The sequence below is a fragment of the Bradyrhizobium sp. Cp5.3 genome (assembly GCF_000426265.1).
GTDB lineage: Bacteria > Pseudomonadota > Alphaproteobacteria > Rhizobiales > Xanthobacteraceae > Bradyrhizobium > Bradyrhizobium neotropicale.
On sequence record NZ_AUFA01000001.1, the window covers coordinates 566,331 to 590,821 of the forward strand.

Consider the following 24,491-nt stretch of genomic DNA (forward strand, 5'->3'; position numbering starts at 1 on the left):
TTCTGATGATAAACGTGACGCTGCGCCAGCTCCGGTATTTCGACGCGCTGGCGCGCCACGGCCATTTCGGGCGCGCGGCAGAGGCCTGTTCCATCTCGCAGCCCGCTTTATCGATGCAGATCAAGGAACTCGAGGAGGCCCTCGGCGGCCTGCTGCTGGAGCGCAGCGCCCGCCAGGTTGCGCTGACCCGGTTTGGCGAAGAGCTGGCGCAGCGCGTCCGCGACATTTTGCGCTCGGTCGATGAGCTCGGCGACTTCGCGCGGGCCTCGCAGGACCGTTTCGCGGGCCGCCTGCGCATCGGCATGATTCCGACGATTGCGCCCTACCTCCTGCCCAAGATCACCAAGAATCTCACGCGCATGCATCCCGAGCTCGACATCCGCGTGCGCGAGACCATGACGCCGCGGCTGATTCAGGAGCTGGTGGAAGGCCGGCTCGACACTGCCATCGTCGCGCTGCCGGTGTCCGAACCCTCACTGACCGAAGTTGCTCTGTTCGAGGAGAAATTCCTGCTGGTCCGGCCGGGCGCGGATGAGGGAACACCCGTCCCGTCGCGGGAGATGATGCGGGAGATGCGGCTGTTGCTGCTCGAGGAGGGACATTGCTTCCGCGATCAGGCACTGTCGTTCTGCAACATGCAATCGGCACCGCCGCGGGAAATGCTGGATGCGAATTCGCTGTCGACGCTGGTCCAGATGGTGAGCGCCGGCATCGGCGTCACCTTGATTCCGGAGATGGCCGTGCCGGTGGAGACCCGATCGGCCTCCGTCTCGGTCGCACCGTTCCGTGACCCGCAACCGTCGCGCACCATCGGCATGGTCTGGCGCAAGACCAGCCCGCTGGCGCGCCAATTGCTGCAAATATCCGAGGTGGTCTGCCTGTCGGCCGGCAAGACACGCGCGCGGCAAACCCCGCGCAGTGCGCGGGCCTGAGCGGCTTCCGCTCGCGGGAATTTTCTCCCAACCGCCGGAATCGTGCGTGTAAGGTCCGATGCGGCGCCCGCATCGGGCATGATCGAAAGCGGAGAGCAGACGATGCCGGATCCGATCATCCGTCCCGCGCGCGCGGATGAATATGACGAGGTCGGACGCGTGTGGATGGAGAGCTGGGTCTCGACGGGACTCGCCGAGGCCAGCGCCTTCCTGCTCGCGAATTTGCGCGCGCGTGTCCGGCGCGAGATCGAGAACGGCTGGAGCCTGTTTGTCGCCGATGATGGCGGCACGATCGCCGCGATGCTGGCGCTGCACGTGCCAAAGCAATATCTCGACATGCTTTTCGTTGCGCCCGCCTATCAGGGTCAATCGCTCGGCCGCAAGTTGCTCGCCTTCACGCGCACGCAAATGCCGGATGAAATGTATCTGCGCTGCGTGCGCGAGAACGAAAAAGCCTGGCGCTGGTACGAGCGCGAGGGCTTTGTGTTCGAGAAGGAAGAGATCGAGCCGTCGAACGGCTTCATGATGAAGTATTATCGGTGGAAGAACAAAGGAAATACATCATGATCAAGCTCTACTGGTCGCCTCGCTCCCGCTCCTTCTCCGCGATCTGGCTGATGGAAGAAAGCGGCCTGCTCTATGAGCGCGTGCTGACCGACATCACGACCGGAGCGCAGAAGGCGCCGAATTTCCTCAAGGTCAATCCGATGGGCAAGGTCCCAGCGCTCGCCGACGGCGATGCCGCGCTCGGCGAAGCTGCCGCGATCTGCGCCTACATTGCCGACCGCTATCCCCAGACGAAGCTGGCCCCACCCGTGACTGATCCGCGGCGCGCGCGATATCTGCAATGGCTGTTCTTCTCGCCAAGCTGCATCGAGCCGGCCATCATCCAGATCTTCACCAAGATCGAGGTGCCGACCTCGACCGCCGCCTGGGGCAGCGCGACGCAGGTCTTCGACGTGCTGGAAGCCGCGCTCGAAAAGGGGCCGTGGATTCTCGGCGAGGATTTTTCCGCCGCCGACATCACGATCGGCTCGGGCCTGAACTTCGCCGTACGCCTGTTCAAGATGGTGCCGTCGCGCCCGGCCTTCGACGCCTACATCGCGCGCTGCATGGCGCGACCGGCGTTCCAGCGCGCGGAAAAGATCGCGGCGGGGTGACCTGCGAACCAAGGTTTGTAGGGTGGGCAAAGGCGCTCGCACCGTGCCCACCATGCCTCCGCGATCGCGCTACAAGTGATGGGCACGCTTCGCTTTGCCCTCCCTACAACGGAAGGTGCCTATTCCGAGGCCTTCAGATCCTCCGGCTTCGGCATCAGGACGATGTTGTAGCCGGAATCGACGTAGTGGATCTCGCCGGTCACGCCGCCGGAGAGGTCCGACAAGAGATAGAGCGCCGAGCCGCCGAGCTCGTCGAGCGTGACGCCGCGGCGAAGCGGCGAATGCTTTTGCATGAACGCAAACATCGCGCGCGCCTCGCCGATGCCGGAGCCGGCGAGCGTGCGGATGGGGCCGGCGGAGATCGCGTTGACGCGGATGCCGCGCGGTCCGAAATCGGCGGCGAGATAGCGCACGGAGGCTTCCAGCGCCGCCTTGGCCACGCCCATCACGTTGTAATTCGGCATCGCGCGCTCCGAGGCGCCGAAGGTCAGCGTGATCATGCTGCCGCCCTCCGTCATCAGTTCGGCGGCACGCTTGGCCACTTCCGTGAACGAGAAGCAGGAGATCACCATGGTGCGCGAAAAATTCTCGCGGCTGGTGTCGGCGTAGCGGCCCTTCAGCTCGTTCTTGTCGGCGAAACCGATCGCGTGGATCACGAAATCGAGCCGGCCCCATTTCGCGCGCAGCGCATCGAACGTCGCATCGACGCTGGCGATGTCCTCGACGTCACAGGGCAGGACCAGATCAACGCCAAGCGATTCCGCCAGCGGCTTGACGCGCTTGCCGAGGGCCTCGCCCTGGAAGGTGAAGGCAAGCTCGGCGCCATGGGCATGCAGCGTCCTCGCCATGCCCCAGGCGATCGAATGATCATTGGCAATGCCCATGATCAGACCGCGCTTGCCCTTCATCAATTCCTGCATCATGGCTCCCACTATTCGGAGGTCATCGCCCGCCTTGTGCGCAATTGCGCACTGGGGCGGGCGATCCAGTATCCCAGAGACGGTCGTGCTTGATCGAGAGGCCGCGGCGGACTGGATGCCCCGCCTTCGCGGGGCATGACAAAATCCGAGATCACACATCCAGCCGGCTGAACACCAGCGTGGCATTGGTGCCGCCGAAGCCGAAGGAGTTCGACAGCACGGTGCCGATCTTGGCGTTGTCGATGCGCTTGCGCACGATCGGCATGTCGGCGAACACCGGATCGAGCTCCTGGATGTGCGCGCTCTCGCAGATGAAGCCGTTGTTCATCATCAGCAGCGAATAGATCGCCTCCTGCACGCCGGTCGCACCCAGCGAATGGCCGGTCAGCGCCTTGGTCGCCGAGATCGGCGGGCACTTCTCGCCACTTCCGAACACCCTTCGCAGCGCCTCGATCTCCGGCGGATCGCCGGCCGGCGTCGACGTGGCGTGCGGATTGATGTAGTCGACCTTGGTCTTCACCGTCGACATCGCCATGCGCATGCAGCGCTCGGCGCCTTCGCCGGAGGGCGCGACCATGTCATAGCCGTCGGACGTCGCGCCATAGCCGACGATCTCGCCGTAAATGCGCGCGCCGCGCGCCTTGGCGTGCTCGAGCTCTTCCAGCACCAGCACGCCGGCGCCGCCGGCGATGACGAAGCCGTCGCGGTTGACGTCGTAGGGGCGTGAAGCGGTGGCGGGCGTGTCGTTGTACTTGGACGACATCGCGCCCATGGCGTCGAACAGCACCGAGAGCGACCAGTCGAGCTCCTCGCAGCCGCCGGCGAAGATCACGTCCTGCTTGCCGATCTGGATCGTCTCATAGGCATTGCCGACGCAGTGGTTCGAGGTCGCGCAGGCCGAAGAGATCGAATAGTTCACGCCCTTGATCTTGAACCAAGTCGCGAGTGTCGCAGAGGCCGTCGACGACATCGCCTTCGGCACTGCAAAGGGTCCGACGCGCTTCGGTCCCTTGGTGCGGGTGATGTCGGCGGATTCGACGATCGTGCGGGCAGACGGACCGCCGGAACCCATGATGATGCCGGTGCGGATGTTGGAGACTTCGTCAGGCCCAAGTCCGGAATCCTGGATCGCCTGTTCCATCGCGATGTGATTCCATGCGGCACCCTGGCCGAGGAAGCGCATCGCACGGCGGTCGACGACCGTCGCAGGATCAATCGTCGGCGCACCCTGCACCTGCGAACGGAAGCCGAGTTCGGCATACTTCTCAGCCCGCGAGATGCCCGACTTCGCCTCGTGAAGGCTCGCAAGCACTTCCTGGGTGTTGTTTCCGATGGACGAGACGATGCCCATCCCGGTGACCACAACCCGCCTCATGACAGCCTCGCCTAAATCGTTGTCTTCTTCGTGATATGCCTTAGCCCAGCGTCGTGCCTTGCTTGAACAGGCCGACCTTCAGATCCTTGGCGCGATAGATAATCTGGTCATCAACCGAAAGCCACCCGTCGGCGATACCCAGCACCAGCTTTGACCGCATCACGCGCTTGATGTCGACGTTGTACACAACCTTGCGCGCCTCGGGCAGCACCTGGCCGCCGAACTTCAGCTCGCTCAGGCCCAGCGCCCGGCCGCGGCCTTCGCCGCCGACCCAGCCTAGATAGAAGCCGACCATCTGCCACAGTGCGTCCAGCCCGAGGCAACCCGGCATGACCGGGTCATTCTTGAAGTGGCAGCCGAAAAACCAGAGATCAGGCTTCACGTCGAGCTCGGCGCGCACCAGCCCCTTGCCGAATTCGCCGCCGGTGTCGCTGATTTCCGTGATGCGGTCGAACATCAGCATCGGAGGCAGTGGCAGCTGGGCATTGCCCGGGCCGAACATCTCGCCGCGGGCACATGCCAGCAAATCCTCATATTCGTAACCGTTGCGCCTGTTCAGCATGCGGAAGCCTCTGTTCAAAATGCCGATTGAGCGGCGTTTTTTGGCGAAAATGGGTCCCGTCTTGCTCGGAAAGCAACGCCCATAGCCGTTCGTCTGGCGCGAATACCAAGAGCCCGAATGGACTGCAGGCCGGGCCTCAATGCCCTGGCTGCACCAAAACCGGTTAAGCGGAACCGCGCGCTCTCTAACACAGGCCTTTTCGGGTAGCCAAGCGCTCTCATGAAGGTAAAATGACGGGATGCTCGCCCGGTTCCCCGCTTGATTAGAACCACTCTAGTTGCGAGAAACTTGCATCTGCATCTATCCGTCCATATATTGCAGGGAGATAAGTGTCCACGCGTGCCCGAAATTGGAAATGAGCGAGAATAACGCGCCCCATCACGACGACGACGCCCATTCCGCGGCGCTCCTGGCCGGACGCCAGCCGGCCCTGACCGGCTGCCCGTGGCACGACGTCAACGAAATGCTCCAGGCTGCCGGCCTGCGCCCGACCCGCCAGCGGATGGCGCTCGGCTGGCTGCTGTTCGGCAAGGGTGCGCGCCACCTGACGGCTGAAATGCTCTACGAGGAAGCGACCCTGGCCAAGGTCCCGGTGTCGCTCGCAACCGTCTACAACACACTGAATCAGCTCACCGATGCCGGCCTGCTCCGCCAGGTCAGCGTCGACGGCACCAAGACCTATTTCGACACCAACGTGACGACGCACCACCATTATTACCTCGAGAACAGCCATGAGCTGGTCGACATCGAGGACCCGCATCTGGCGCTGTCCAAGATGCCGGAGGTGCCCGAGGGCTACGAGATCTCGCGCATCGACATGGTCGTGCGCCTGCGCAAGAAGCGCTGAGATTTCTCTGAAATCGATCTGAGACCGTCGTGGCCGGGCTTGTCCCGGCCATTTTCGTTTTGCGCCGTCATTTCCGGGGGCGGTGCGCGTCAGTTCACCTGCTCGTCGGAATAGACGCCCCAGAGGCGTTCCTGCTGAATCCAGCCGTCAAAGCCATTGCCGATGATGTGACACCAGTTTGCGGTGCACTTCTTCACCTGCGCGACGACGCCGACCTGGAGCTTTGCTGCAACCGCGCTGTCGGCATCGGCCCGGTCGTAGATCGGCGCGAGGTCGTCCTTATGCTTCATGGTGACGACCGCAGTGCGGCGGCCCGACAGCAGCGAGTGATAGACCCAGCCTTCGGCGCCTTCGGAATCGCGCACCCGGCGCCAATTCTCGAATTCGGCGGTGATTTCGACCGGCAGGCCTGCGCGGGTGTAGACCCAGGCGACGTCATTGTCCTTGGTCGGGCCGGCGCGGACGTTCACGTGATCCGATTTGAGGCTGACATAGCGGGGCACCGGCAGGCCGCTGGTGGTCTGGACGGTATTGTCCTTCGCCGAATGCCCGGGGCTGACCGAGGCGCTCAACCAGGTGCAAACGAGCGCCAACACCGAACAAAAACGCCCCAACGCCATCAACCCGTCTCCTGTTGAAGACCCCGCCGAGCCGAGCCCTCACCCCAAAGTCCAAAACTCTGCCGTACGCCCTCTCTCCCGCCCCACGCGGGTGTTCCCGAAGCCGGATCCGTGGTTCTTGTCTTGGCCCGGCCTTCTGCTAGAGAGGACGGGCACTTGAACAACCAGTTTGTCCCGATTTTCCGGCCGGAAATATCGGGAGAGCTTGAAGGAAACGCCGGGGACGACGCGGCAAGGGCAGTGTCGAACAACCGGGTTAATGAGGCCTCAACGGCCAGCCTTTCATGATGGAGGCGGGCCGCAATGTCTCATGAGAGCAGGACATGTCGGTGAAGAAAAAGCCCCTCGTCGTCGTCACCCGCAAGCTGCCGGACTCGATCGAGACGCGGATGCGCGAGCTGTTCGATGCGCGGATCAATCTGGACGACACGCCGATGTCGCCGGATCAGATCGCGGAAGCGGCGCGCACGGCCGACGTGCTGGTCCCGACGGTCACCGATCAGATTACCGCCGATGTCGTCAATCAGCCCGATTGCAAGCTGCGCCTGATCGCCAATTTCGGCAACGGCGTCGACAATATCGACGTCGAGGCCGCGCATGCGCGCGGCATCACCGTCACTAACACGCCAAAAGTTCTGACCGAGGACACCGCCGACATGACCATGGCGCTGATCCTGGCGGTGCCGCGCCGGCTGATCGAAGGCGCCTCGATTCTGACGGAAGGCAAACCCTGGGCGGGCTGGTCGCCGACCTGGATGCTCGGACACCGCATCGGAGGAAAACGTCTCGGCATCGTCGGCATGGGCCGCATCGGCCAGGCCGTGGCGCGCCGTGCCCGCGCCTTCGGCTTGCAGATCCACTATCACAACCGCCGGCCCGTCGCCCCGAAGATCGCCGAAGAGCTAGGTGCGACCTATTGGGAAAGCCTCGACCAGATGCTGGCGCGAATGGATATCATCTCGGTGAACTGCCCGCACACGCCGGCGACGTATCATCTGCTCTCGGCGCGGCGGCTGAAGCTGATCCGGAAAGACGCCTACATCGTCAACACCGCGCGCGGCGAGGTGACGGACGAGGACACGCTGATCAAGCTGATCGAAGCCGGCGAGATCGGCGGCGCCGGCCTCGACGTCTACGAGCACGAGCCCGCGGTCAATCCGAAGCTGGTGCGACTCGCCAAGGCCGGCAAGGTGACGTTGTTGCCGCATATGGGCTCGGCCACGATCGAAGGCCGCGTCGAGATGGGCGAGAAGGTGATCATCAACATCCGCACCTTCCTCGACGCGCACAAGCCGCCGGATCGCGTGCTGCCGAGCATGCTCTGAGTGATACGACTCACTCATGGTCAAAGGAGTCTACAAATTCCTTCACGCCTCGCATGCAGGCGCGGTTCTTAATGACGGAACTGTCAAGATTGGCAGCCTCTCGCACTACAGGGCGCTAGAAGGTGGCGATCAATGGATCGCCGACCGATTGGAAGGGCGCATCGAAATAGAGCCGGGCGAAGCTACTGTCTCTGAACATGAAGACGAGGTAACATCCTTGCTTCCTCATTCTTTGAGCCTTCGTCGAACTACTGGCACATCGAATGTTCTTCCGCGGGACGGTGCTGAACCTAGACGGCATAAAGATGTCCCGTCTTTTTAGAGGATTTCAGTGTTCGGCTGTGAGCTACGTGGCGCTTTCAAGGACCCCAGAATTGGGTCGAAGATCAAAGCGAATTCCGGATCCCTTTTTGGCCTCAGCATTTGATCGAACTGCCAAGCTTAATAGTTAAGCTGCCTCGACCGGATCAGCTATTCTATTCCGTGTTTTAAGGACCTCGGCTTCTGCCTGTCGCGCGCCGCTCCTGCTTGCGCCAGTCCGCGAAATCGATGAAGGCACGCCGCGCTGGCGGCCCCTGGCGCCGGCGCTGGCAAAAGCCTTCCCGCCCGATGTCGCATCAGGCACGCGCTACGCGGCCGAGCAGATGGCGCATCTGGACAGCGAGAAGCCGGCGACGAGGTAACGGAGCGCAATCAGGTGCGATGGGCGCTCAGGTCGCTCATGACCGGCCCATCGCCATTGAGCGGATTGGCCGGATCGCGCGCATAGCGCAGCGTCTCGAAGCGCATCGCGCGCGCATCGATCATCAGGAGGCGGCCGACCAGGCCGTCGCCGAAGCCGACGATCTCGCGGATGGCCTCCAGCGCCATCATCGAGCCCAGCACGCCGGCAAGCGCGCCCATCACACCGGCCTCGGCGCAGGCCGGCACCGTACCGGGCGGCGGCGCCTCCGGAAACAGGCAGCGATAGGTCGGATTGAATTCGCCCTGCTCGTTCTTCTCATGCGCGCGAATGGTCGTCAGCGAGCCATCGAATGTGCCGAGCGCCGCGGTGATCAAAGGCTTCTGTGCGAAGAAGCAGGCGTCCGAGACCAGATAGCGGGTCGAGAAATTGTCGGAGCCGTCGAGCACGAGGTCATAGTCGCCGATCAGGCTGAGCGCGTTGTCGGCGTTGAGCCACGTCGCATGGCCGACGAAGCGCACATGCGGATTGAGCGCCGAAATCCGTTCGGCGGCGCTCTCGACCTTGTGGCGGCCGATATCGGGCGTCGTATGGATGACCTGGCGCTGCAGATTGGACAGCGACACCACGTCGTCGTCGACCACGCCGAGCGTGCCGACGCCGGCGGCGGCAAGATACATCAGGGCCGGCGCGCCAAGCCCGCCGGCGCCGATCACCAGCACCGACGCGCGCTTCAGCGCAGCCTGGCCCGGCCCGCCGACATCGCGCAGCACGATATGGCGGGCATAGCGTTCGAGTTCGTCCGGGCTCAGCACCTTCTCTACTCCTGAACCACCCAAAGATTGTTCGCGACCAACGAGATGTGCTTCAATGGCAGCACGTTCAATGGGCTGGCTGGATTTGTCATGAGATCGATGCTTGCGGCAACACTGATGTTCGCGGCTGCCGCAGGCGCGAACGCCCAGATGACGACGCCGCAGGTCACCGGCACCAAGCCGAAGACGGTCCAGACCGTGCCGATCCGCCCCCCCGCATTGCAGACGCCGTCCGAGACGGCGGACGCCATGGGGCAAGCGGAACGGCTGTCGCTGCAGTCCGACCTCGCCTGGGTCGGCGAGTATAACGGCGCCATCACCGGCGACGTCAGCGAGCGCATGGTCAATGCGATCAAGGAGTACCAGAAGGCCAAGGGCGGCAAGCCATCCGGCGTGCTCAATCCGCAGGAGCGCGCTGCGCTCGCGGAGACCGCACGCCGCAAGCAGGAGAGCGTCGGCTGGAAGATCGTGATGGAGCCGACCAGCGGCGCCCGGCTCGGCATTCCCGGCAAGCTGGTGCCGCAGCAGGTGACCGATGCCAACGGCTCGAAATGGACCTCGCCGACCGGCACGGTGCAGGTGCTGCTCGGCCGCCGCAAGGAAGCGAGCCCGACCACCGCAAAGCTCGCCGAGATGGAGAAGAAGGAGCCGGCCGGGCGCAAAGTCGACTACACCGTGGTGAAGCCCGACTTCTTCGTTCTCTCCGGACTTCAGGGGCTGAAGAAATTTTACGTGCGCGGCACACTCAAGGGCGATGAGGTCCGCATCATGACGATCCTCTACGACCAGGCCATGGAGAACACCGTCGAGCCGGTCGTGATCGCGATGTCGAGCGCGTTCAATGCGTTTCCGTCCGGTCAGATGGCTGGACCGCCGCCGCGCAAGACGGTCGAATACGGCACCGGCATCGTCGTCAGCGACGATGGCGCGATCGTCACCGATCGCCTGGTTACCGATAGCTGCCTTGCGATCACGATCGGCGGCCACGGCAACGCCGACCGTCTCGCCGAGGACAAGGAACACGATCTCGCGCTGCTGCACATCTACGGCGCGCGCGGCCTGAAGCCGCTCAGCCTCGCAAGCGGCGCGGCGAAGACCAGCGTTGAATTGATCGGCATCGCGGATCCGCAGAACCAGGGCGGTGCCGCCGGCGTCTCGAGTCTCAAGGCCGCGCTGGCGCCGGTCACGAGCAGCGATTCCGCGCTGTCGCCGCCGCCCGCCGTCGGGTTCTCCGGTGGCCCAGCCATCGACGGCGAGGGCAAGTTCGCCGGCGTCGCCTTGTTGAAGCCGGCGATGGTCGCGGGACCTGCGACGTCTGTGCCGGCGTCACAGGCGGTGATGGTCTCCGCGGCGACGGTGCGCGATTTCCTGAAGGCGAACGGCGTTCCAGCGAATGGCACATCGACGGATGCGAAAGCCGCCGTCGTGCGCGTGATCTGCGTGCGGAAGTCCTGATCAGTCCAACCTGAACCTGACACCACTACGCGCGAGGCCGCCCGAAATGCCGACCGGCGTGCCGTCGGCGCGCCAGCATGCGGCGCCGGTCATGGTGCCGTCATCCTCGAAGGCGATGCCGTTCATGCCGCCGGCCACCGTCGAGACGGCGTCGATCTTGTGGCCCATGCTCGCGAGCTTGGTACGCACGCTCTCCGGCACGGCCTGCTCGACCTCGAGCGCATTGCCCTCGGTCCAGACCCGCGGCGCTTCGACCGCCTCCTGCAAGCTCATGCCGTGGTCGATCAGATTGACCAGCGCCTGCATTGCGCTCGGGAAGATGCGCTTGCCGCCGGGCAGGCCGAGCGCATAGCGGAGCTTGCCGCCATTCAGCGCCATCATCGGCGACATCGAGGTGGTGACCCGCTTGCCGGGCGCCAGCGACAGCGCGTGGCCGGGACGCGGATCGAACAGGTTCATGTAATTGTTGGCGATGGCGCCCAGCCCCGGGATCAGTATCTTGGCGCCGAAGAGATTGTTGATGGTCTGCGTGGTCGCGACCACGTTGCCGAAGGAGTCCGCTGCCGTCATATGCGTGGTGTGTGCGCCCTCGAGCTGCGACACGCCGGCGCCCCAGGCCTGCGCCCGCCCCGGATCGATGGCGCGGCGGCGCTCTTCGGCATAGGCCTTCGACGTCAGCCGCTCAACGGGCACGCCGACATAGTCAGGGTCGCCGCTGGCCGCCGCGCGATCGGCGAAGGCGATCTTCAGGACTTCGGCGAGGTAATGAATGGTCTCGGGCGTCCCGAAGCCGAGGCTTGCGATATCGTAGCCTTCCAGGATGTTCAGCATCTCAGCGATATGCACGCCGGAGGCCGCCGGCGGCGGCGGACCCAAAATGGTCCAGCCGCGATAGTCGGCGCGGATCGGCTGCCGCTCGACGGTCTTGTAGCCTGTGAGATCGGTGCGGCGGATGAAACCGCCGGTCTTCTCCATGTAATCGACGAGGATCTCGCCGAGCGGCCCCTCGTAGAGCGCTTTCTCACCTTGGTCGGCGATGGTGCGCAGCGTCTCGGCATATTCGGCCTGCACCACGCGCTCGCCGACCTTCAGCGGCTCACCGTTCGGCAGGTAGATCGCCGCGATCGGCTTGTCCTTGCGCATCTCGGCGGCGCTCTCGCTGATGCATTCGTGCAGGTACGGGGTCGCCGCATAGCCGCGCGCGGCGTGCTTGATCGCGGGCTGCATGACATCGGCGAGCGGCATGGTGCCGAACCGGCGCAACGTCTCGCACCAGGCCTTCAGCGAGCCCGGCACCGCAACCGCCTTCGGGCCGTTGAGATTTTCGTTGCCGACGGTATCGAACACATCATGCGCCGATCCCGGCTTGGACGTGTACGTGTCCTCCCGCACCGCCGAGGGAACCGTGCTCTGGCCGTCGATGAAGCGATGGCTGCCGTCAGCCAGGCGAATATGGGCCATGCCGCCGCCGATGATCCCGACCATCATCGGCTCGACCACGGTCAGCGTGAACAGCGTTGCGATCGCGGCGTCGACGGCGTTGCCGCCGGCGGCGAGCATCTCGGCGCCGGCGCTGGAGGCCAGCGGATGGTTGCTGACAACCATGCCGCGGCTCGAAAGCGCCGGCATTTTCTGGCATTCAAAGGTGGTTGCCGTCAGGTCCCGCCAATTCCTGCTCATGCTGCTCGTCCCTCTTGTTCGCGACGGCGACGACATCATACGCGCGACTACGGGTCCAGTATTGGTACGGATTAGCTGGCATTCCCTGTTCTGCCATCATCCTTACCGTTGATTCGGACATCCGCGATCCCCTTTGGATCGGGCCGGGCAGGTCCTGAGCAAGAAGAGCTCAGCATCGAGAAGCGATGCACGTTCGCGTGGCGTTTCCCAAGACCCAGCAATCCAAAGGATTCACCTTCCATGCATACGATCGTACTGGCCACCCAAAAGGGTGGCAGCGGCAAGAGCACGCTTGCCATCGGCCTCGCGCTGGCAGCCAGGCAGGCCGGCTTCACCGTCCGCCTGATCGAGACCGACCCGCAGGGCACCCTGTCCAGCTGGCAGCGCCGCCGCAGCGATAAGGACCCCGTCGTCGAGCCGATCTATCACGCCGCCAATATCGAACCGCGTCTGAAGATGCTGGCCGACAGCGGCCTCCAGCTTGCGATCGTCGACACCGCGGCGGGCCTCAGCGCCGCAACCACCGCCGCGATCCGCCATTCAGATCTCTGCCTGATCCCGGCGCGCCCGAGCGTCGCCGACATCGAGGCGACCCTCTCGACGCTGAGCGTCGCGCGCGCCTGGAAACGGCCCTACGGCTTCGTGCTGAACCAGACGCCGATCCGAGGCCAGCGCATCGACAATGCGGCCGACGCGCTTGCCGAGGAGGCGGCGCTCGATCTCACCGAGGTGCTCGCGCGCCCGCTGATCGTGATGCGCAACGACCACCAGGATTCGCTCGCAGCCGGCCTTGCCGTCAGCGAATTCGCGCCGAGCGGCAAGTCAGCCGAGGAGATCCGCGGCCTCTGGCGCTGGATCGCGACGCGGCTCGACCTCTCGACCACGACCAATCTTCTCATCGATCAGGTCATCTCGGCAGCGGACGGAATCTTGCACGTCGCCGCCGAGCGTGCGTCTGACGAGACCACACTGGCGTCCTGAGCGGAGCGATCGCTTCAGGCGCCAAGCGCGCTCTTCCCCATCCGGTCGACGAGCCCAAGCAAAGGAGCAATCCGGCCACCAGCCCTGCCGGATTGCTACGCTTCGTTTCTCGGAGGCTCCATCCATCCCGTCATTGCGAGCGCAGCGAAGCAATCCAGACTATCGCCGCGGAAAGATTCTGGATTGCTTCGCTGCGCTCGCAATGACGCGCGTGGTGGGCTCGTCGCCCTCGCGGAGACTCACGGCCTCTCGGCCGAGAGCTTGATCCTCATTTCTGACATTTCGGGCACCAGAAGGTCGACCGGCCGTTCTGGGTGAAGCGTTTCACGGTGCCGCCGCAGCCCGGCGTCTTGCAGGTCTCGCCTTCGCGGTCGTAGACCTTGAACGAGTGCTGGAAATAGCCGAGCTCGCCCGAGGTCTGGCGATGGTCGCGCAGCGACGAGCCGCCGGCCTTGATCGCGTCATTCAGCACCGTGTGGATCGCACCCACCAACCGCTTGGCGTGATCGGTCGGCTCGCCCCTCTTGGTCGCGAGCGTGGCCGCGATCCGCCGCGGCGACAGATGCGAGCGATGCAGCGCCTCGCACACATAGATGTTGCCAAGCCCCGCCACCACACGCTGGTCGAGTAGCGCGGCCTTCAGGCTGGTGGTCTTGCCGGCGCAGGACCTTGCCAGCATCGCCGCGTCGAATTCATTGCCGAGCGGCTCGGGGCCGAGTCCGCGCAGCAGCGGCTCCTCGTCGAGCGCGTTGCGCGCAATCACTTTCATGTAACCGAAGCGGCGCGGATCGTTGAACACGATGTCGGCGCCCGAGGACATCCGAAACAGCACGTGGTCGTGCGTCGAGTCCTTGCCGCGTGGATAGTGAAACTCGCCAGGCTGCACGTCGTTGTCCGGCTTGATGACACGAAATGAGCCCGACATGCCCAGATGCATCAAGAGCACGTCGCCGGAGGCGAGATCCGCCATGAGATATTTTGCGCGGCGGCCGAGCCCCGTGACGACCTGGCCCCGGAGCCGGGCCACGAAGTCCGGCTGAAAGGGGAAACGTAAGTCGGCCCGGCGAGCCTCGGCCTTGATGATTTTGGCGCCCTCCATGACGGGCTGGAGGCCGCGGCGGACGGTCTCAACTTCGGGCAATTCAGGCATGGTCAGGCATTCACCTTATGAGGGCAGTGTGATAGCGCCATTGCGGCGGCCGCGCTATGGTCCGCCTCGCGGAGTAGAGTAATGGATCGGCCGGGCGATACCACGCATTTTGGCTTCAGGGACGTCCCCTTGGGGGACAAGCAGACGCTGGTGAACGACGTGTTTCACAGCGTCGCCTCGCGTTACGACCTGATGAACGACCTGATGTCGGGCGGCCTGCACCGGGTCTGGAAAGACATCATGATCAACACGCTCGATCCGCCCAGGAGCGACCGGCCGTTCGCGCTGCTCGACGTCGCGGGCGGCACCGGCGACATTTCCTTCCGCGCCGCCAAGGCGGCCGGGCCCGGCTTCCACGCCACCGTGTGTGACATCAACGCTGACATGCTGGCAGTAGGGCGCGAGCGCGCCGCCAAGCGGCACCTGGAAACCCAGGTCGACTTCGTCGAAGGCAATGCCGAAGCGCTGGCCTTTGGCGATCGCAGTTTTGATGCATATACGATCGCGTTCGGCATTCGCAACGTGCCGCGGATCGATCTCGCGCTGCGCGAGGCCTATCGCGTGCTGAGACCCGGCAGCCGCTTCCTGTGCCTGGAATTCTCGACCGTCGAGATGCCCGGGCTCGACCGCATCTACGACCTGTTCTCGTTCAAGGTCATTCCGCCGCTCGGACGGATGGTGACGGGCGACGCCGAGTCCTATCAATATCTCGTCGAATCGATCCGCAAGTTTCCGAAGCCCAACGTCTTCGCCGACATGATCCGCGATGCCGGCTTCGCCCGCGTCAGCTGGCAGACACTGTCCGGCGGCATCGTCGCACTGCATTCGGGCTGGCGTTTGTGATCTCTGCGATTCCCCACATTGCGCGCCTGATGCGCGCTGCATTCGTGTTCGCGCGCGAGGGCGTGTTCGGCTCCGTCGACCCCAGCCTGGTGCCGCCGCCCGGCCAGCTCGCGCTGAAGCTTGCGCGGATTGTCGAGCGCCGTGGCCCCAAGCACGGACCGCGGCTGTCGCGCGCGCTGACCCGGATGGGGCCGGCCTATCTCAAGCTCGGGCAATTCCTGGCAACGCGCCCCGATGTCGTCGGCGTCATCATGGCGCGCGACCTCGAAAGCCTGCAGGACCGCCTGCCGCCATTTCCGCAGGAAGAAGCTGAAACCGCGATCTCAACGTCGCTGGAGCGTCCGCTCAAGGACGTGTTCGTGAGCTTCGGCCCCCCCGTCGCGGCCGCCTCGATCGCGCAGGTGCACCGCGGTGAGGTGCTGCGCGACGGCATCCGCAAGCCGGTCGCAATCAAGGTGCTGCGGCCGAACGTGGCCTCGCGCTTCCGTCGCGACCTCTCCGATTTCTTCTTCGTCGCGCACAAGGCCGAGACCTACTCGGCCGAGGCGCGGCGCCTGCGCCTCGTCGAGGTCATCAATACCATGTCGCGCTCGGTCGCGATGGAGATGGATCTGCGGCTGGAAGCGGCCGCGCTGTCCGAGATGGCGGAGAACACGCAGGACGATCCCGACTTCCGCGTACCGACCGTCGATTGGGACCGCACCACGCACAACGTGCTGACGATGGAGTGGATCGACGGCATCGCGCTGAACGATCACGTCCGCTTGCGGGAGGCGCAGGTCGACCTGCCCGATCTCGGCCGCAAGGTCATCCAGAGCTTCTTGCGGCACGCGCTGCGCGACGGCTTCTTCCATGCCGACATGCATCCGGGCAATTTGTTCCTGGACGATACGGGACGCCTCGTCGCGGTCGATTTCGGCATCATGGGCCGGCTGGGGATGAAGGAGCGGCGTTTCCTCGCCGAGATCCTGCTCGGCTTCATCACCCGCGACTATCGCCGCGTCGCGGAGGTGCATTTCGAGGCGGGCTATGTGCCCGCGCATCACTCGGTGGAGAATTTCGCGCAGGCGATCCGCGCCATCGGCGAGCCGATCCACAACCGCACGGCCGAGGAAATCTCGATGGCGCGGCTGCTCACGCTGCTGCTCGAGGTCACCGGCCTGTTCGACATGACGACGCGCCCCGAGCTGATCCTGCTGCAGAAGACCATGGTCGTGGTCGAGGGCGTGGCGCGTAACTTCGATCCCAAGCTCGACATCTGGAGGATCGCCGACCCCGTGGTGCGCGAATGGATCGAGCGCAATCTCGGCCCGCTCGGCCGGGTGCAGGGCGCGCTCGCGGGGACCGGCGACATCGCCCGCGTGCTGATGAACCTGCCCGACATCGCGGCACGCTCGGTCAAGGTGCTGGAGCAGCTCGAGACCATGACGCGGGAGGGCCTTCGGCTGTCGCCGGAGAGCATCGCGGCAATGGGCCGCAGCGAGGGCCGCAAGAACCGCTGGCGCACTGTGGCGCTCTGGATCATCGCCGCGACCTTCATCGGCATCCTGATCGCCGTCCGGAATCTATGATTGCACTGCAATCACACGGATGATAGCATCGCTATCATTCCGATGCTGGAGGGCGTCATGGCAAGCTTGACCATCCGCAAGCTCGACGAGAACGTCAAAACCTATCTGCGCCTGCGCTCGGCCAAGAACCGCCGATCGGTCGAGGAAGAGGTCCGGGTCATCCTGCGCGAGCTGATCGAGGGACGCGAGGAGCCGCTGACGCCATTGGCGGCGCCGCCCGATGTCGCTCCAGCCTCCGCATCCCAACGCACCGGCGCCCTTCCCGAGGCCAGCGTCACCCTGATCATCGGCGGCGGGATCGCGGCCTACAAATCCCTCGACCTGATCCGCCGGCTCAAGGAGCGCCGCATCGAGGTCCGCTGCGTGCTGACCAAGGCGGCGCAGCAATTCGTCACGCCACTGGCGGTGAGCGCGCTCTCGCATGAGCGCGTCTACACCGACCTGTTCGACCCCCAGAGCGAATTCGATGCCGGCCATATCCGCCTGGCGCGCGACTGCGATCTGATCGTGGTGGCGCCGGCAACCGCCGACCTGATGGCCAAGATGGCTCACGGCCATGCCGACGATCTTGCCAGCGCCATCCTGCTCGCCACCAACCGCAAGATCCTGCTTGCGCCGGCGATGAATCCGCTGATGTGGAACAACGCCTCGACGCGGCGCAACGTCGCGCAGCTCCAGCGCGACGGCGTGGCGCTGATCGGCCCCAATGCCGGCGAGATGGCGGAAGCCGGCGAAGCCGGCGTCGGCCGGATGTCGGAGGCGGTCGAGATCGCGGCGGCCGCCGAGCGCCTGCTGCGCCCCCCGGTGCCGCGCCCGCTTGCCGGCAAGCGCGTGCTGATCACCGCTGGTCCGACGCACGAGCCGATCGATCCGGTCCGCTACATTGCCAACCGCTCCTCCGGCAAGCAGGGCTTCGCCATTGCCGCGGCAGCGCAGGCCGCCGGCGCCGAGGTGATCCTCGTGAGCGGCCCGGTCGATCTCGACGATCCCAACGGCGTCACCGTCAAGCATGTCGAATCAGCACGGCAGATGCTGGAGCACGTCCAGTCCTCGCTTCCCGTCGACATCGCGATCTTCGCTGCCGCGGTTGCCGACTGGCGCGTCGCAAACGAAGGCGAGCAGAAGCTGAAGAAGACGTCCGCCGGCATGCCGCCGCTGCAGCTCGTCGAGAATCCCGACATCCTCGCCACGATCTCGAAGCTGACGGACAAGCGCCCGCCGCTGGTGATCGGCTTCGCCGCCGAGACCGAGCATCTCATCGACAACGCCAAGTCCAAGCTTGCCCGCAAGGGCTGCGACTGGATCGTCGCCAACGACGTCTCGCCGGCAACCGGCGTGATGGGCGGCGATCGCAACACCGTCCATCTCATCAGCCGCAAGAACGGAGAGAAGGATGGCGAGATCGCAGTTGATTCCTGGCCGGTGATGACCAAGGAACAGGTCGCCACCGAACTGATCGCGCATGTCGTAAAAAGCGTGACCGACAAATCCCTGGAGCCAGCATCTTGAGCACGAAGGTCACCGTCGAACTGCAACGCTTGGGCCATGCCGAGGGCCTGCCGCTGCCCGCCTATCAGACCGCTGAAGCCGCCGGCCTCGATCTGATGGCCGCGGTTCCGGAAGCTCAGCCTCTGACGCTCGCGCCCGGCAAGCATGCGCTGGTGCCGACGGGTCTCGCGATTGCACTGCCCGCAGGATACGAGGCCCAGGTACGGCCGCGCTCCGGACTCGCCGCCAAGCATGGCGTCACCGTGCTGAACTCGCCGGGAACCATCGACGCGGACTATCGCGGCGAGATCAAGGTGATCCTGATCAACCATGGCGAAGCGCCCTTCGTGATCAAGCGCGGCGAGCGTATCGCGCAGATGGTGATCGCGCCCGTGGTGCAGGCCGCGCTGGTTCCCGTGGCCACGCTGTCGTCCACGGATCGCGGCGCCGGCGGCTTCGGCTCGACCGGCCGCTAGTTCCCTTACCTCTCCCGCTCGCGGGAGAGGGAGAGCGCCTTCATCGTGGCAAGCAATCCGCACGACAAGCTAACGCACGGCAATTTCTGCCGAATCACCGCAGATTTACCTGGGCTGGAACAAGCCGGCCGGCATTTTTGTGGGGCCGCCTTTACGTTCACGATCTGGACTCTTACCGGTCGAGTCACGATGGGGATATTGTCGTTTGATTCGCGTGCGGCGGGGGAAAGTCGTCGCGCGTAAATTCGTGCGGTCTTGGGGCAATTATGTCAGGCGTGATCGTGTCGATGCGTCGGACGCTGCTGTCGTGCACATCGCTGGCGCGCAACGGCCTGATGGGAAGTGCGCTGGCGGCGTTGCTGCCGGCTGCGCCGGCTCAGGCCGCCGACCTCGTCGACACCCTCTCCACATTGCTGGACTTCAACCGGCAGGAAATCGCGGTGCTGACCACCGCGCTGGCCCTGCTCGGCTTCTCGGTCATGGCGGCGATCCTGTTGATGCGCACGCGCGTGCGCACGGCGAAGAGCGAGGCGCGGCTGCGCGCGCGGATCGGGGAACTGCAGCTCCAGGCCGACCGCTTCGGTGCGTTGCTGTTCGCCGAGCCGCAGATCCTGATCTCCTGGCCGGCCGGCGACAACCGCGCGCAGATCTCCGGCGACATCTCCATGGTGCTGCCGCGCGACTCCTCACCACAGCGCGTGCTCGCTTTCGGAACATGGCTTCCGCCGGAACCGGCGCTGAGGATGGACCATGCGGTCGACGCATTGCGCGACCATGGCGACGGCTTCCAGCTCACGCTGACCACCGCCACCGGCCACACGCTGGAGGCCATCGGCCGCGCCATCGGCGGCCAGGCCATTGTCAGGATTCGCGAGCTCTCGGGCCTGCGTCGCGAACTGGCCGAGACCAGCCTGCGCCACAAGGCGCTGCTCGACGAGACCGAGATGCTGCGCGGCTTTGCCGCCGCAGCGCCGTGGCCGATCTGGGCCAAGGCCGAGAACGGCGCGCTGGCCTATGCCAATCCGGCCTATGTGCGCGCGACCGAGGCGACAGGCATCACCGACGCCCAGCAGCGCAAGCTCGAGCTGCTCGACAGCGCCGACCGCACCGCGATGGAGCGCGGCCTGAAGGACGCTGCCAACTTCACCTCGCGGCTGCCGATCGTGATCGGCGGCGAGCGCCGCATCTATGACGTGCGCGCCGTCAAGGTCGGCGGCGGCAGTGTCGGCGTGGCGATCGATGCCAGCGAAGCGGATGCGCTGAGCTCGGCGCTGGTCCGGATGGCGGAAGCGCATCGCCGCACGCTCGATCAGCTCTCCTCAGGGGTTGCGGTGTTCGATGGCCAGCGGCGGCTCGCCTTCTACAACGATTCCTACCGGCGGCTGTGGGACCTCGACCGCACGTTCCTCGATTCCAATCCCGACGATTCCAGCGTGCTCGACCAGCTCCGCGCCACACGCAAGCTGCAGGAGCAACCGGACTTCCGCGCCTGGAAGGCCAAGTTGCACGAGGCCTATCGCGCGGTCGAGACCGCCAAGGACACCTGGTTCCTGCCCGACGGGCGCGCGCTCTCGGTCGTCACCACGCCGAACCCGGAAGGCGGCGTCACCTATCTGTTCGACGACGTCACCGAAAGCCTCGACCTCGCCCGCCGCTTCGACGGCCTGATCCGCGTCCAGCGCGAGACGCTGGACAGCCTAGCTGAGGGCGTTGCGGTGTTCGGCAGCAACGGCAAGGCACAGCTGTTCAACCCGGCCTTTGCCCGGATGTGGAAGCTGTCGAGCGACGCGCTGCGCGAGGAGCCGCACATCCAGACCGTGGAAGGCTGGTGCCATCAGCTATTCGACGATCCCATGGTCTGGCGGCAGATCCGCGAGGCCATCACCTCGATCGAGAACCGCGGCGACGTGCCGCTGAAGCTGGAACGCAAGGACGGCAGCGTCCTCGACGGCATGATCCGGCCGCTGCCCGACGGCGCCACCATGCTGACGTTCCAGGACATCACCGACACCGAAAACGTCGAGCGTGCCCTGCGCGAGCGCAACGAAGCGCTGGAGGCGGCCGACCAGATGAAGGTGGATTTCGTCCACCACGTCTCCTACGAGCTGCGCTCGCCGCTCACCACCATCATCGGCTTCGCGCATTTCCTCAGCGATCCCTCGACCGGACCGCTGACGCCGAAACAGGCCGAATATCTCGACTACGTCACCAAATCGACCAATGCGCTGCTGGCGCTGACCAACAACATCCTCGATCTCGCCACCATCGACGCCGGCGCCATGAAGCTGGAGCTCGGCCCGGTCGACGTCAGCAAGACCATCGAGCTTGCCGCCGAGGGCATCCAGGACCGGCTCGCCACCGACCGCATCCGCCTCAAGGTCGAGATCGCGCCCGATGTCGGCAGCTTCGTCGGCGACGAGAAGCGCGTGGTGCAGGTGCTCTATAACCTCCTCGCCAACGCGGTCGGGTTTTCTCCACAGGATTCCACCGTCGGCATCAGCGCGCGCCGCACCGACCGCAGTGTGGTCTTCACTGTGACAGATTCCGGGCCTGGAATACCCGCCGACATGAAGGACAAGGTGTTCAACTGGTTCGAAAGCCGCTCGCAGGGCTCGCGTCACCGCGGGGCCGGACTCGGGCTTTCGTTGGTGCGCTCCTTCGTCGAGCTGCATGGCGGCAAGGTGCGGGTGGATTCGATCGTCGGCAGAGGCACGGTCGTGATCTGCGACTTCCCGACCGACCAGGCGGCGCATCGCGACGCCGCCGAATGACTGCGCCGACCACATTCTCCGTCACGCTCGTCAACGAGACGGCCACCGCACAGTTGATGGCCGATCTCGCACTGCTGGTCGGCCCGGGTGACGTCATCGCGCTCTCCGGCGATCTCGGCGTCGGCAAGACGGCGGCCGCACGCGCCATGATCCGCTATCTCGCCGACGACGAGGCGCTGGAAGTGCCGAGCCCGACCTTCACGCTGGTGCAGGGCTACGAGCTGCCGCCGTTCCCGGTGCTGCATGCCGATCTCTACCGCGTGGAGGACGAGAACGAGCTCGAGGAGATCGGGCTGTCGCCACTGCCGGAGGGCACGCTCGTGCTGATCGAATGGCCGGAGCGCGCGCCATCGGCGATGCCTGCGGACCGCATCGAGATCGCACTGACGCACCGGCCGGCGCTGGACTCGACCGCGCGCGCCGCCGACATCACCGGTTACGGCAAGGGCGCTGCGCAAGTCGCGCGGCTGAAGGCGCTGCGCGAATTCCTCGATGCGTCCGGCTATATCGAGGCGACGCGACGGCGCATGAACGGCGACGCGTCGACCCGCTCGTACGCACGACTGATGCGTGATGACGGCGTCGTCATCCTCATGAACTTTCCGCAGCGCCCCGATGGGGCCGCGATCTACAACGGAAAGTCCTACAGCGCCGCGGTGCATCTTGCCGAGAACGTCAAACCCTTCGTCGCCATCGACGAGGGCCTGCGCGCGGAAGGCATCTCCGCGCCCGTGATCCATCACAGCGATCTCGACCACGGATTCCTGATCACCGAGGATTTTGGCAGCGAAGGTGTGATCGAAGGCGATCCGCCGCGGCCGCTTCCCGAGCGCTATGAGGCCGGGATCGACATGCTGGCCGCGCTGCACGCGAAGGTGCTGCCGGAGACACTGCCGCTGGCGGCAGATACGACCTACGCCATTCCGGTCTTCGAGACCGACGCATTGCTGATCGAAATCGGACTGATGCCGGAATGGTATCTGCCCGACCGCAACGCTCCGCTGAGTGAGGAGGCGCGCGCCGAATTTGTCGCGATGTGGCGCGAGCTGTTGCAGAAGCCGATGGCCGCGCCGAAGACCTGGGTGCTGCGCGACTTCCATTCGCCCAACATGATCTGGCTTGCCGATCGCGCCGGCATCGAGCGCGTCGGCGTGATCGATTTCCAGGACACCGTGCTTGGACCGCAGTCCTACGACGTGGTGTCGCTGCTTCAGGACGCCCGGATCGACGTGCCCGAGAGCCTCGAGCTGACGCTGCTGTCACGCTACATCAAGGAGCGTCGCGCGCAGGACGCGGGGTTCGATCCGGCCGGCTTCGCCGAGCTCTACGCCATCATGTCGGCGCAGCGGAATACGCGGCTGCTCGGCACCTTTGCCCGGCTCAACCGCCGCGACGGCAAGCCGCATTATCTGCGCCACCAGCCGCGGATCTGGACCTACCTCCAGCGCTCGCTGGCGCATCCCGCGCTGGCTCATTTGCGCGAATGGTACCTCGCCAACGTCCCGCCGCCGCAATCCTGACCAGAAGCCCGATTTACCGGGTGTTAGCCAAGACGCCGGTAGTCTGGCAGCAAGGCAGCCGGATAACTACGGGGCTGGAGCAAGGGCAGATGGCGACGAAGACGGATCAGCGCGGGAACAGCCGGGTTGTTTTCGAACGCGGGATCCCGGCCCACATGATGGGGATCGACGGCACCTGGCGGCGCGACTGCACCATGGAGGACGTCTCCGCGGCTGGCGCCAAGCTGACCATCGACGGCTCCGTCGAAGGCCTGCATCTCAAGGAATTCTTCCTGCTGCTGTCGTCCACCGGACTGGCCTACCGGCGCTGCGAACTCGCCTGGGTCAATGGCGATCAGATCGGCGTCAATTTCCTCAAGCTGGGCCAAGGGAAGAAAAAGGCGCGTTCCACATCTGTCGGGGCGTGATGGCAACACCCGTCGTACAACCGTCACGGCAGGCGATTAAGGCGGTTGAGATGCGGTGCGGCTGGCCAAGGCCCGTGCTAGGATTGCTGCGAACGCGAAATCTGGAGGTCTGAGAAGCTAGGATGTCCGTCAAACCGACCAAAGCCATGGTGCTTGCCGCGGGGTTCGGCCTGCGCATGCGCCCCTTGACGGACAAGATGCCGAAGCCCCTGGTGTCGGTGGCCGGACAACCGCTGCTCGATCACGTGCTCGACAAGCTCGGCCAGGCCGGCGTGACCGAGGCGGTAGTCAACGTGCACTATCTGCCGGATCAGATCATCAACCACGTCGCGCACCGCCAGCATCCGCGCGTGACCATTTCCGATGAGCGCGACCAGGTGCTCGGCACCGGCGGCGGCGTCGTCAAGGCGCTGCCTCTGCTCGGCGATGCACCGTTCTTCCACGTCAATTCCGACACGCTGTGGATCGACGGCGTGCGCTCGAATCTGGCGCGCCTTGCGGAGAACTTCGACCCCGCGCGGATGGACATCCTCCTCCTGATGGCGCCGACCGCGACCAGCATTGGCTACAGCGGCCGCGGCGACTACGGGATGCTGCCGGACGGCGCACTGCGCAAGCGCAAGGAAAAAGAGGTCGTTCCGTTCGTCTATGCGGGCGCGGCGATCCTGTCGCCGTCGATCTTCGCTGACGCCCCGAAAGGCGAGTTCTCGCTGACCAGGATGTTCGACCGCGCCAACGAGCAGGAACGCCTGTTCGGCCTGCGGCTCGACGGCGTCTGGATGCATGTCGGCACGCCCGACGCGGTGCATGCCGCGGAAGAGGCGTTTCTGGAGAGCGTGGCGTAGGCCCGCTCGCAGGCGCCGTAGGGTGGGCAAAGCGAAGCGTGCCCACCCTTCAGGCTGATGTTCGGA

22 protein-coding genes are annotated in these 24,491 nt (G+C 65.1%); 15 read left to right on the forward strand and 7 right to left on the reverse strand.

Annotated elements, in window-relative coordinates; translation table 11 throughout:
- Positions 1–5 precede the first annotated feature (5 nt).
- The 3 genes from K289_RS0102605 (at position 6) to K289_RS0102615 (ending at position 2,092) form a co-directional block, all read left to right on the forward strand.
- Complete coding sequence (locus K289_RS0102605) at positions 6–932, forward strand: hydrogen peroxide-inducible genes activator (protein ID WP_027550040.1); 927 nt, start codon at positions 6–8, stop codon at positions 930–932.
- Positions 933–1,034: 102 nt separating this feature from the next.
- Entirely contained in the window at positions 1,035–1,499 is a 465-nt protein-coding gene (locus tag K289_RS0102610) for a GNAT family N-acetyltransferase (protein WP_027550041.1), read from the forward strand.
- A complete protein-coding gene (locus K289_RS0102615) occupies positions 1,496–2,092 on the forward strand; it encodes a glutathione S-transferase family protein (RefSeq protein ID WP_027550042.1) in 597 nt (198 codons plus the stop codon). Before K289_RS0102610 ends, K289_RS0102615 begins: the two co-directional genes overlap by 4 nt.
- Before the next feature lie 119 nt (positions 2,093–2,211).
- On the opposite strand, the gene fabI is transcribed toward K289_RS0102615, so the two are convergent.
- The 3 genes from fabI to fabA form a co-directional block, all read right to left on the reverse strand.
- Complete coding sequence (fabI, locus tag K289_RS0102620; RefSeq protein ID WP_027550043.1) at positions 2,212–3,012, reverse strand: enoyl-ACP reductase FabI; 801 nt, start codon at positions 3,010–3,012, stop codon at positions 2,212–2,214.
- Between the two features lie 151 nt (positions 3,013–3,163).
- Complete coding sequence (gene fabB, locus K289_RS0102625; RefSeq protein WP_027550044.1) at positions 3,164–4,387, reverse strand: beta-ketoacyl-ACP synthase I; 1,224 nt, start codon at positions 4,385–4,387, stop codon at positions 3,164–3,166.
- Between the two features lie 40 nt (positions 4,388–4,427).
- Entirely contained in the window at positions 4,428–4,949 is a 522-nt protein-coding gene (fabA, locus tag K289_RS0102630) for a 3-hydroxyacyl-[acyl-carrier-protein] dehydratase FabA (RefSeq protein WP_027550045.1), read from the reverse strand.
- A 355-nt stretch (positions 4,950–5,304) separates the two neighbouring features.
- Here fabA and irrA point away from each other — a divergent pair, with 355 nt between their 5' ends.
- The gene (irrA, locus tag K289_RS0102635; protein ID WP_027550046.1) at positions 5,305–5,796 is read left to right on the forward strand and encodes an iron response transcriptional regulator IrrA; all 492 of its coding nucleotides are present in this window, start codon (positions 5,305–5,307) and stop codon (positions 5,794–5,796) included.
- An 89-nt stretch (positions 5,797–5,885) separates the two neighbouring features.
- On the opposite strand, the gene K289_RS0102640 is transcribed toward irrA, so the two are convergent.
- Complete coding sequence (locus tag K289_RS0102640) at positions 5,886–6,416, reverse strand: SH3 domain-containing protein (protein ID WP_027550047.1); 531 nt, start codon at positions 6,414–6,416, stop codon at positions 5,886–5,888.
- Positions 6,417–6,739: 323 nt separating this feature from the next.
- Between K289_RS0102640 and K289_RS0102645 the strand changes: the two genes are divergently transcribed.
- The gene (locus K289_RS0102645) at positions 6,740–7,741 is read left to right on the forward strand and encodes a D-glycerate dehydrogenase (RefSeq protein WP_027550048.1); all 1,002 of its coding nucleotides are present in this window, start codon (positions 6,740–6,742) and stop codon (positions 7,739–7,741) included.
- Between the two features lie 693 nt (positions 7,742–8,434).
- Here K289_RS0102645 and K289_RS0102655 read toward each other — a convergent pair.
- The gene (locus K289_RS0102655) at positions 8,435–9,238 is read right to left on the reverse strand and encodes a molybdopterin-synthase adenylyltransferase MoeB (protein WP_027550049.1); all 804 of its coding nucleotides are present in this window, start codon (positions 9,236–9,238) and stop codon (positions 8,435–8,437) included.
- Positions 9,239–9,328: 90 nt separating this feature from the next.
- On the opposite strand from K289_RS0102655, the gene K289_RS0102660 reads away from it, so the two are divergent.
- Entirely contained in the window at positions 9,329–10,693 is a 1,365-nt protein-coding gene (locus K289_RS0102660; RefSeq protein WP_027550050.1) for a serine protease, read from the forward strand.
- On the opposite strand, the gene ggt is transcribed toward K289_RS0102660, so the two are convergent.
- Complete coding sequence (gene ggt, locus K289_RS0102665) at positions 10,694–12,373, reverse strand: gamma-glutamyltransferase (RefSeq protein WP_027550051.1); 1,680 nt, start codon at positions 12,371–12,373, stop codon at positions 10,694–10,696.
- A 240-nt stretch (positions 12,374–12,613) separates the two neighbouring features.
- On the opposite strand from ggt, the gene K289_RS0102670 reads away from it, so the two are divergent.
- Complete coding sequence (locus tag K289_RS0102670) at positions 12,614–13,354, forward strand: ParA family protein (protein WP_027550052.1); 741 nt, start codon at positions 12,614–12,616, stop codon at positions 13,352–13,354.
- Between the two features lie 268 nt (positions 13,355–13,622).
- Here K289_RS0102670 and mutM read toward each other — a convergent pair whose 3' ends face one another.
- Positions 13,623–14,504, reverse strand: coding sequence for a bifunctional DNA-formamidopyrimidine glycosylase/DNA-(apurinic or apyrimidinic site) lyase (gene mutM, locus K289_RS0102675; RefSeq protein WP_027550053.1), 882 nt, complete (start codon positions 14,502–14,504; stop codon positions 13,623–13,625).
- Positions 14,505–14,585: 81 nt separating this feature from the next.
- Here mutM and ubiE point away from each other — a divergent pair, with 81 nt between their 5' ends.
- The 8 genes from ubiE to K289_RS0102715 all read left to right on the forward strand — a co-directional run bounded on the left by ubiE (position 14,586) and on the right by K289_RS0102715 (position 24,425).
- On the forward strand, positions 14,586–15,347 hold the full coding sequence (gene ubiE / locus K289_RS0102680; protein ID WP_027550054.1) for a bifunctional demethylmenaquinone methyltransferase/2-methoxy-6-polyprenyl-1,4-benzoquinol methylase UbiE: 762 nt from the start codon (positions 14,586–14,588) through the stop codon (positions 15,345–15,347).
- Positions 15,344–16,918: a 2-polyprenylphenol 6-hydroxylase gene (gene ubiB, locus K289_RS0102685; RefSeq protein WP_027550055.1), complete on the forward strand. Its 1,575-nt coding sequence runs from the start codon at positions 15,344–15,346 to the stop codon at positions 16,916–16,918. The genes ubiE and ubiB overlap by 4 nt, the downstream gene beginning before the upstream one ends.
- Positions 16,919–16,975: 57 nt before the next feature.
- Positions 16,976–18,427 carry a bifunctional phosphopantothenoylcysteine decarboxylase/phosphopantothenate--cysteine ligase CoaBC gene (gene coaBC / locus K289_RS0102690; protein ID WP_027550056.1) on the forward strand — a complete coding sequence of 484 codons (1,452 nt, stop codon included), beginning with the start codon at positions 16,976–16,978 and terminating at the stop codon, positions 18,425–18,427.
- Positions 18,424–18,882, forward strand: a complete 459-nt coding sequence (gene dut, locus K289_RS0102695) for a dUTP diphosphatase (RefSeq protein WP_027550057.1) — start codon at positions 18,424–18,426, stop codon at positions 18,880–18,882. The genes coaBC and dut overlap by 4 nt, the downstream gene beginning before the upstream one ends.
- 266 nt (positions 18,883–19,148) lie before the next feature.
- The gene (locus K289_RS0102700) at positions 19,149–21,653 is read left to right on the forward strand and encodes a PAS domain-containing sensor histidine kinase (protein WP_027550058.1); all 2,505 of its coding nucleotides are present in this window, start codon (positions 19,149–19,151) and stop codon (positions 21,651–21,653) included.
- Positions 21,650–23,173 (forward strand): tRNA (adenosine(37)-N6)-threonylcarbamoyltransferase complex ATPase subunit type 1 TsaE, encoded by a 1,524-nt coding sequence (gene tsaE / locus K289_RS0102705; protein ID WP_027550059.1) that lies wholly within the window; start codon positions 21,650–21,652, stop codon positions 23,171–23,173. Before K289_RS0102700 ends, tsaE begins: the two co-directional genes overlap by 4 nt.
- A gap of 89 nt (positions 23,174–23,262) precedes the next feature.
- Positions 23,263–23,580: a PilZ domain-containing protein gene (locus tag K289_RS0102710; RefSeq protein WP_027550060.1), complete on the forward strand. Its 318-nt coding sequence runs from the start codon at positions 23,263–23,265 to the stop codon at positions 23,578–23,580.
- A gap of 122 nt (positions 23,581–23,702) precedes the next feature.
- Complete coding sequence (locus K289_RS0102715) at positions 23,703–24,425, forward strand: nucleotidyltransferase family protein (protein ID WP_027550061.1); 723 nt, start codon at positions 23,703–23,705, stop codon at positions 24,423–24,425.
- Positions 24,426–24,491: the final 66 nt, after the last annotated feature.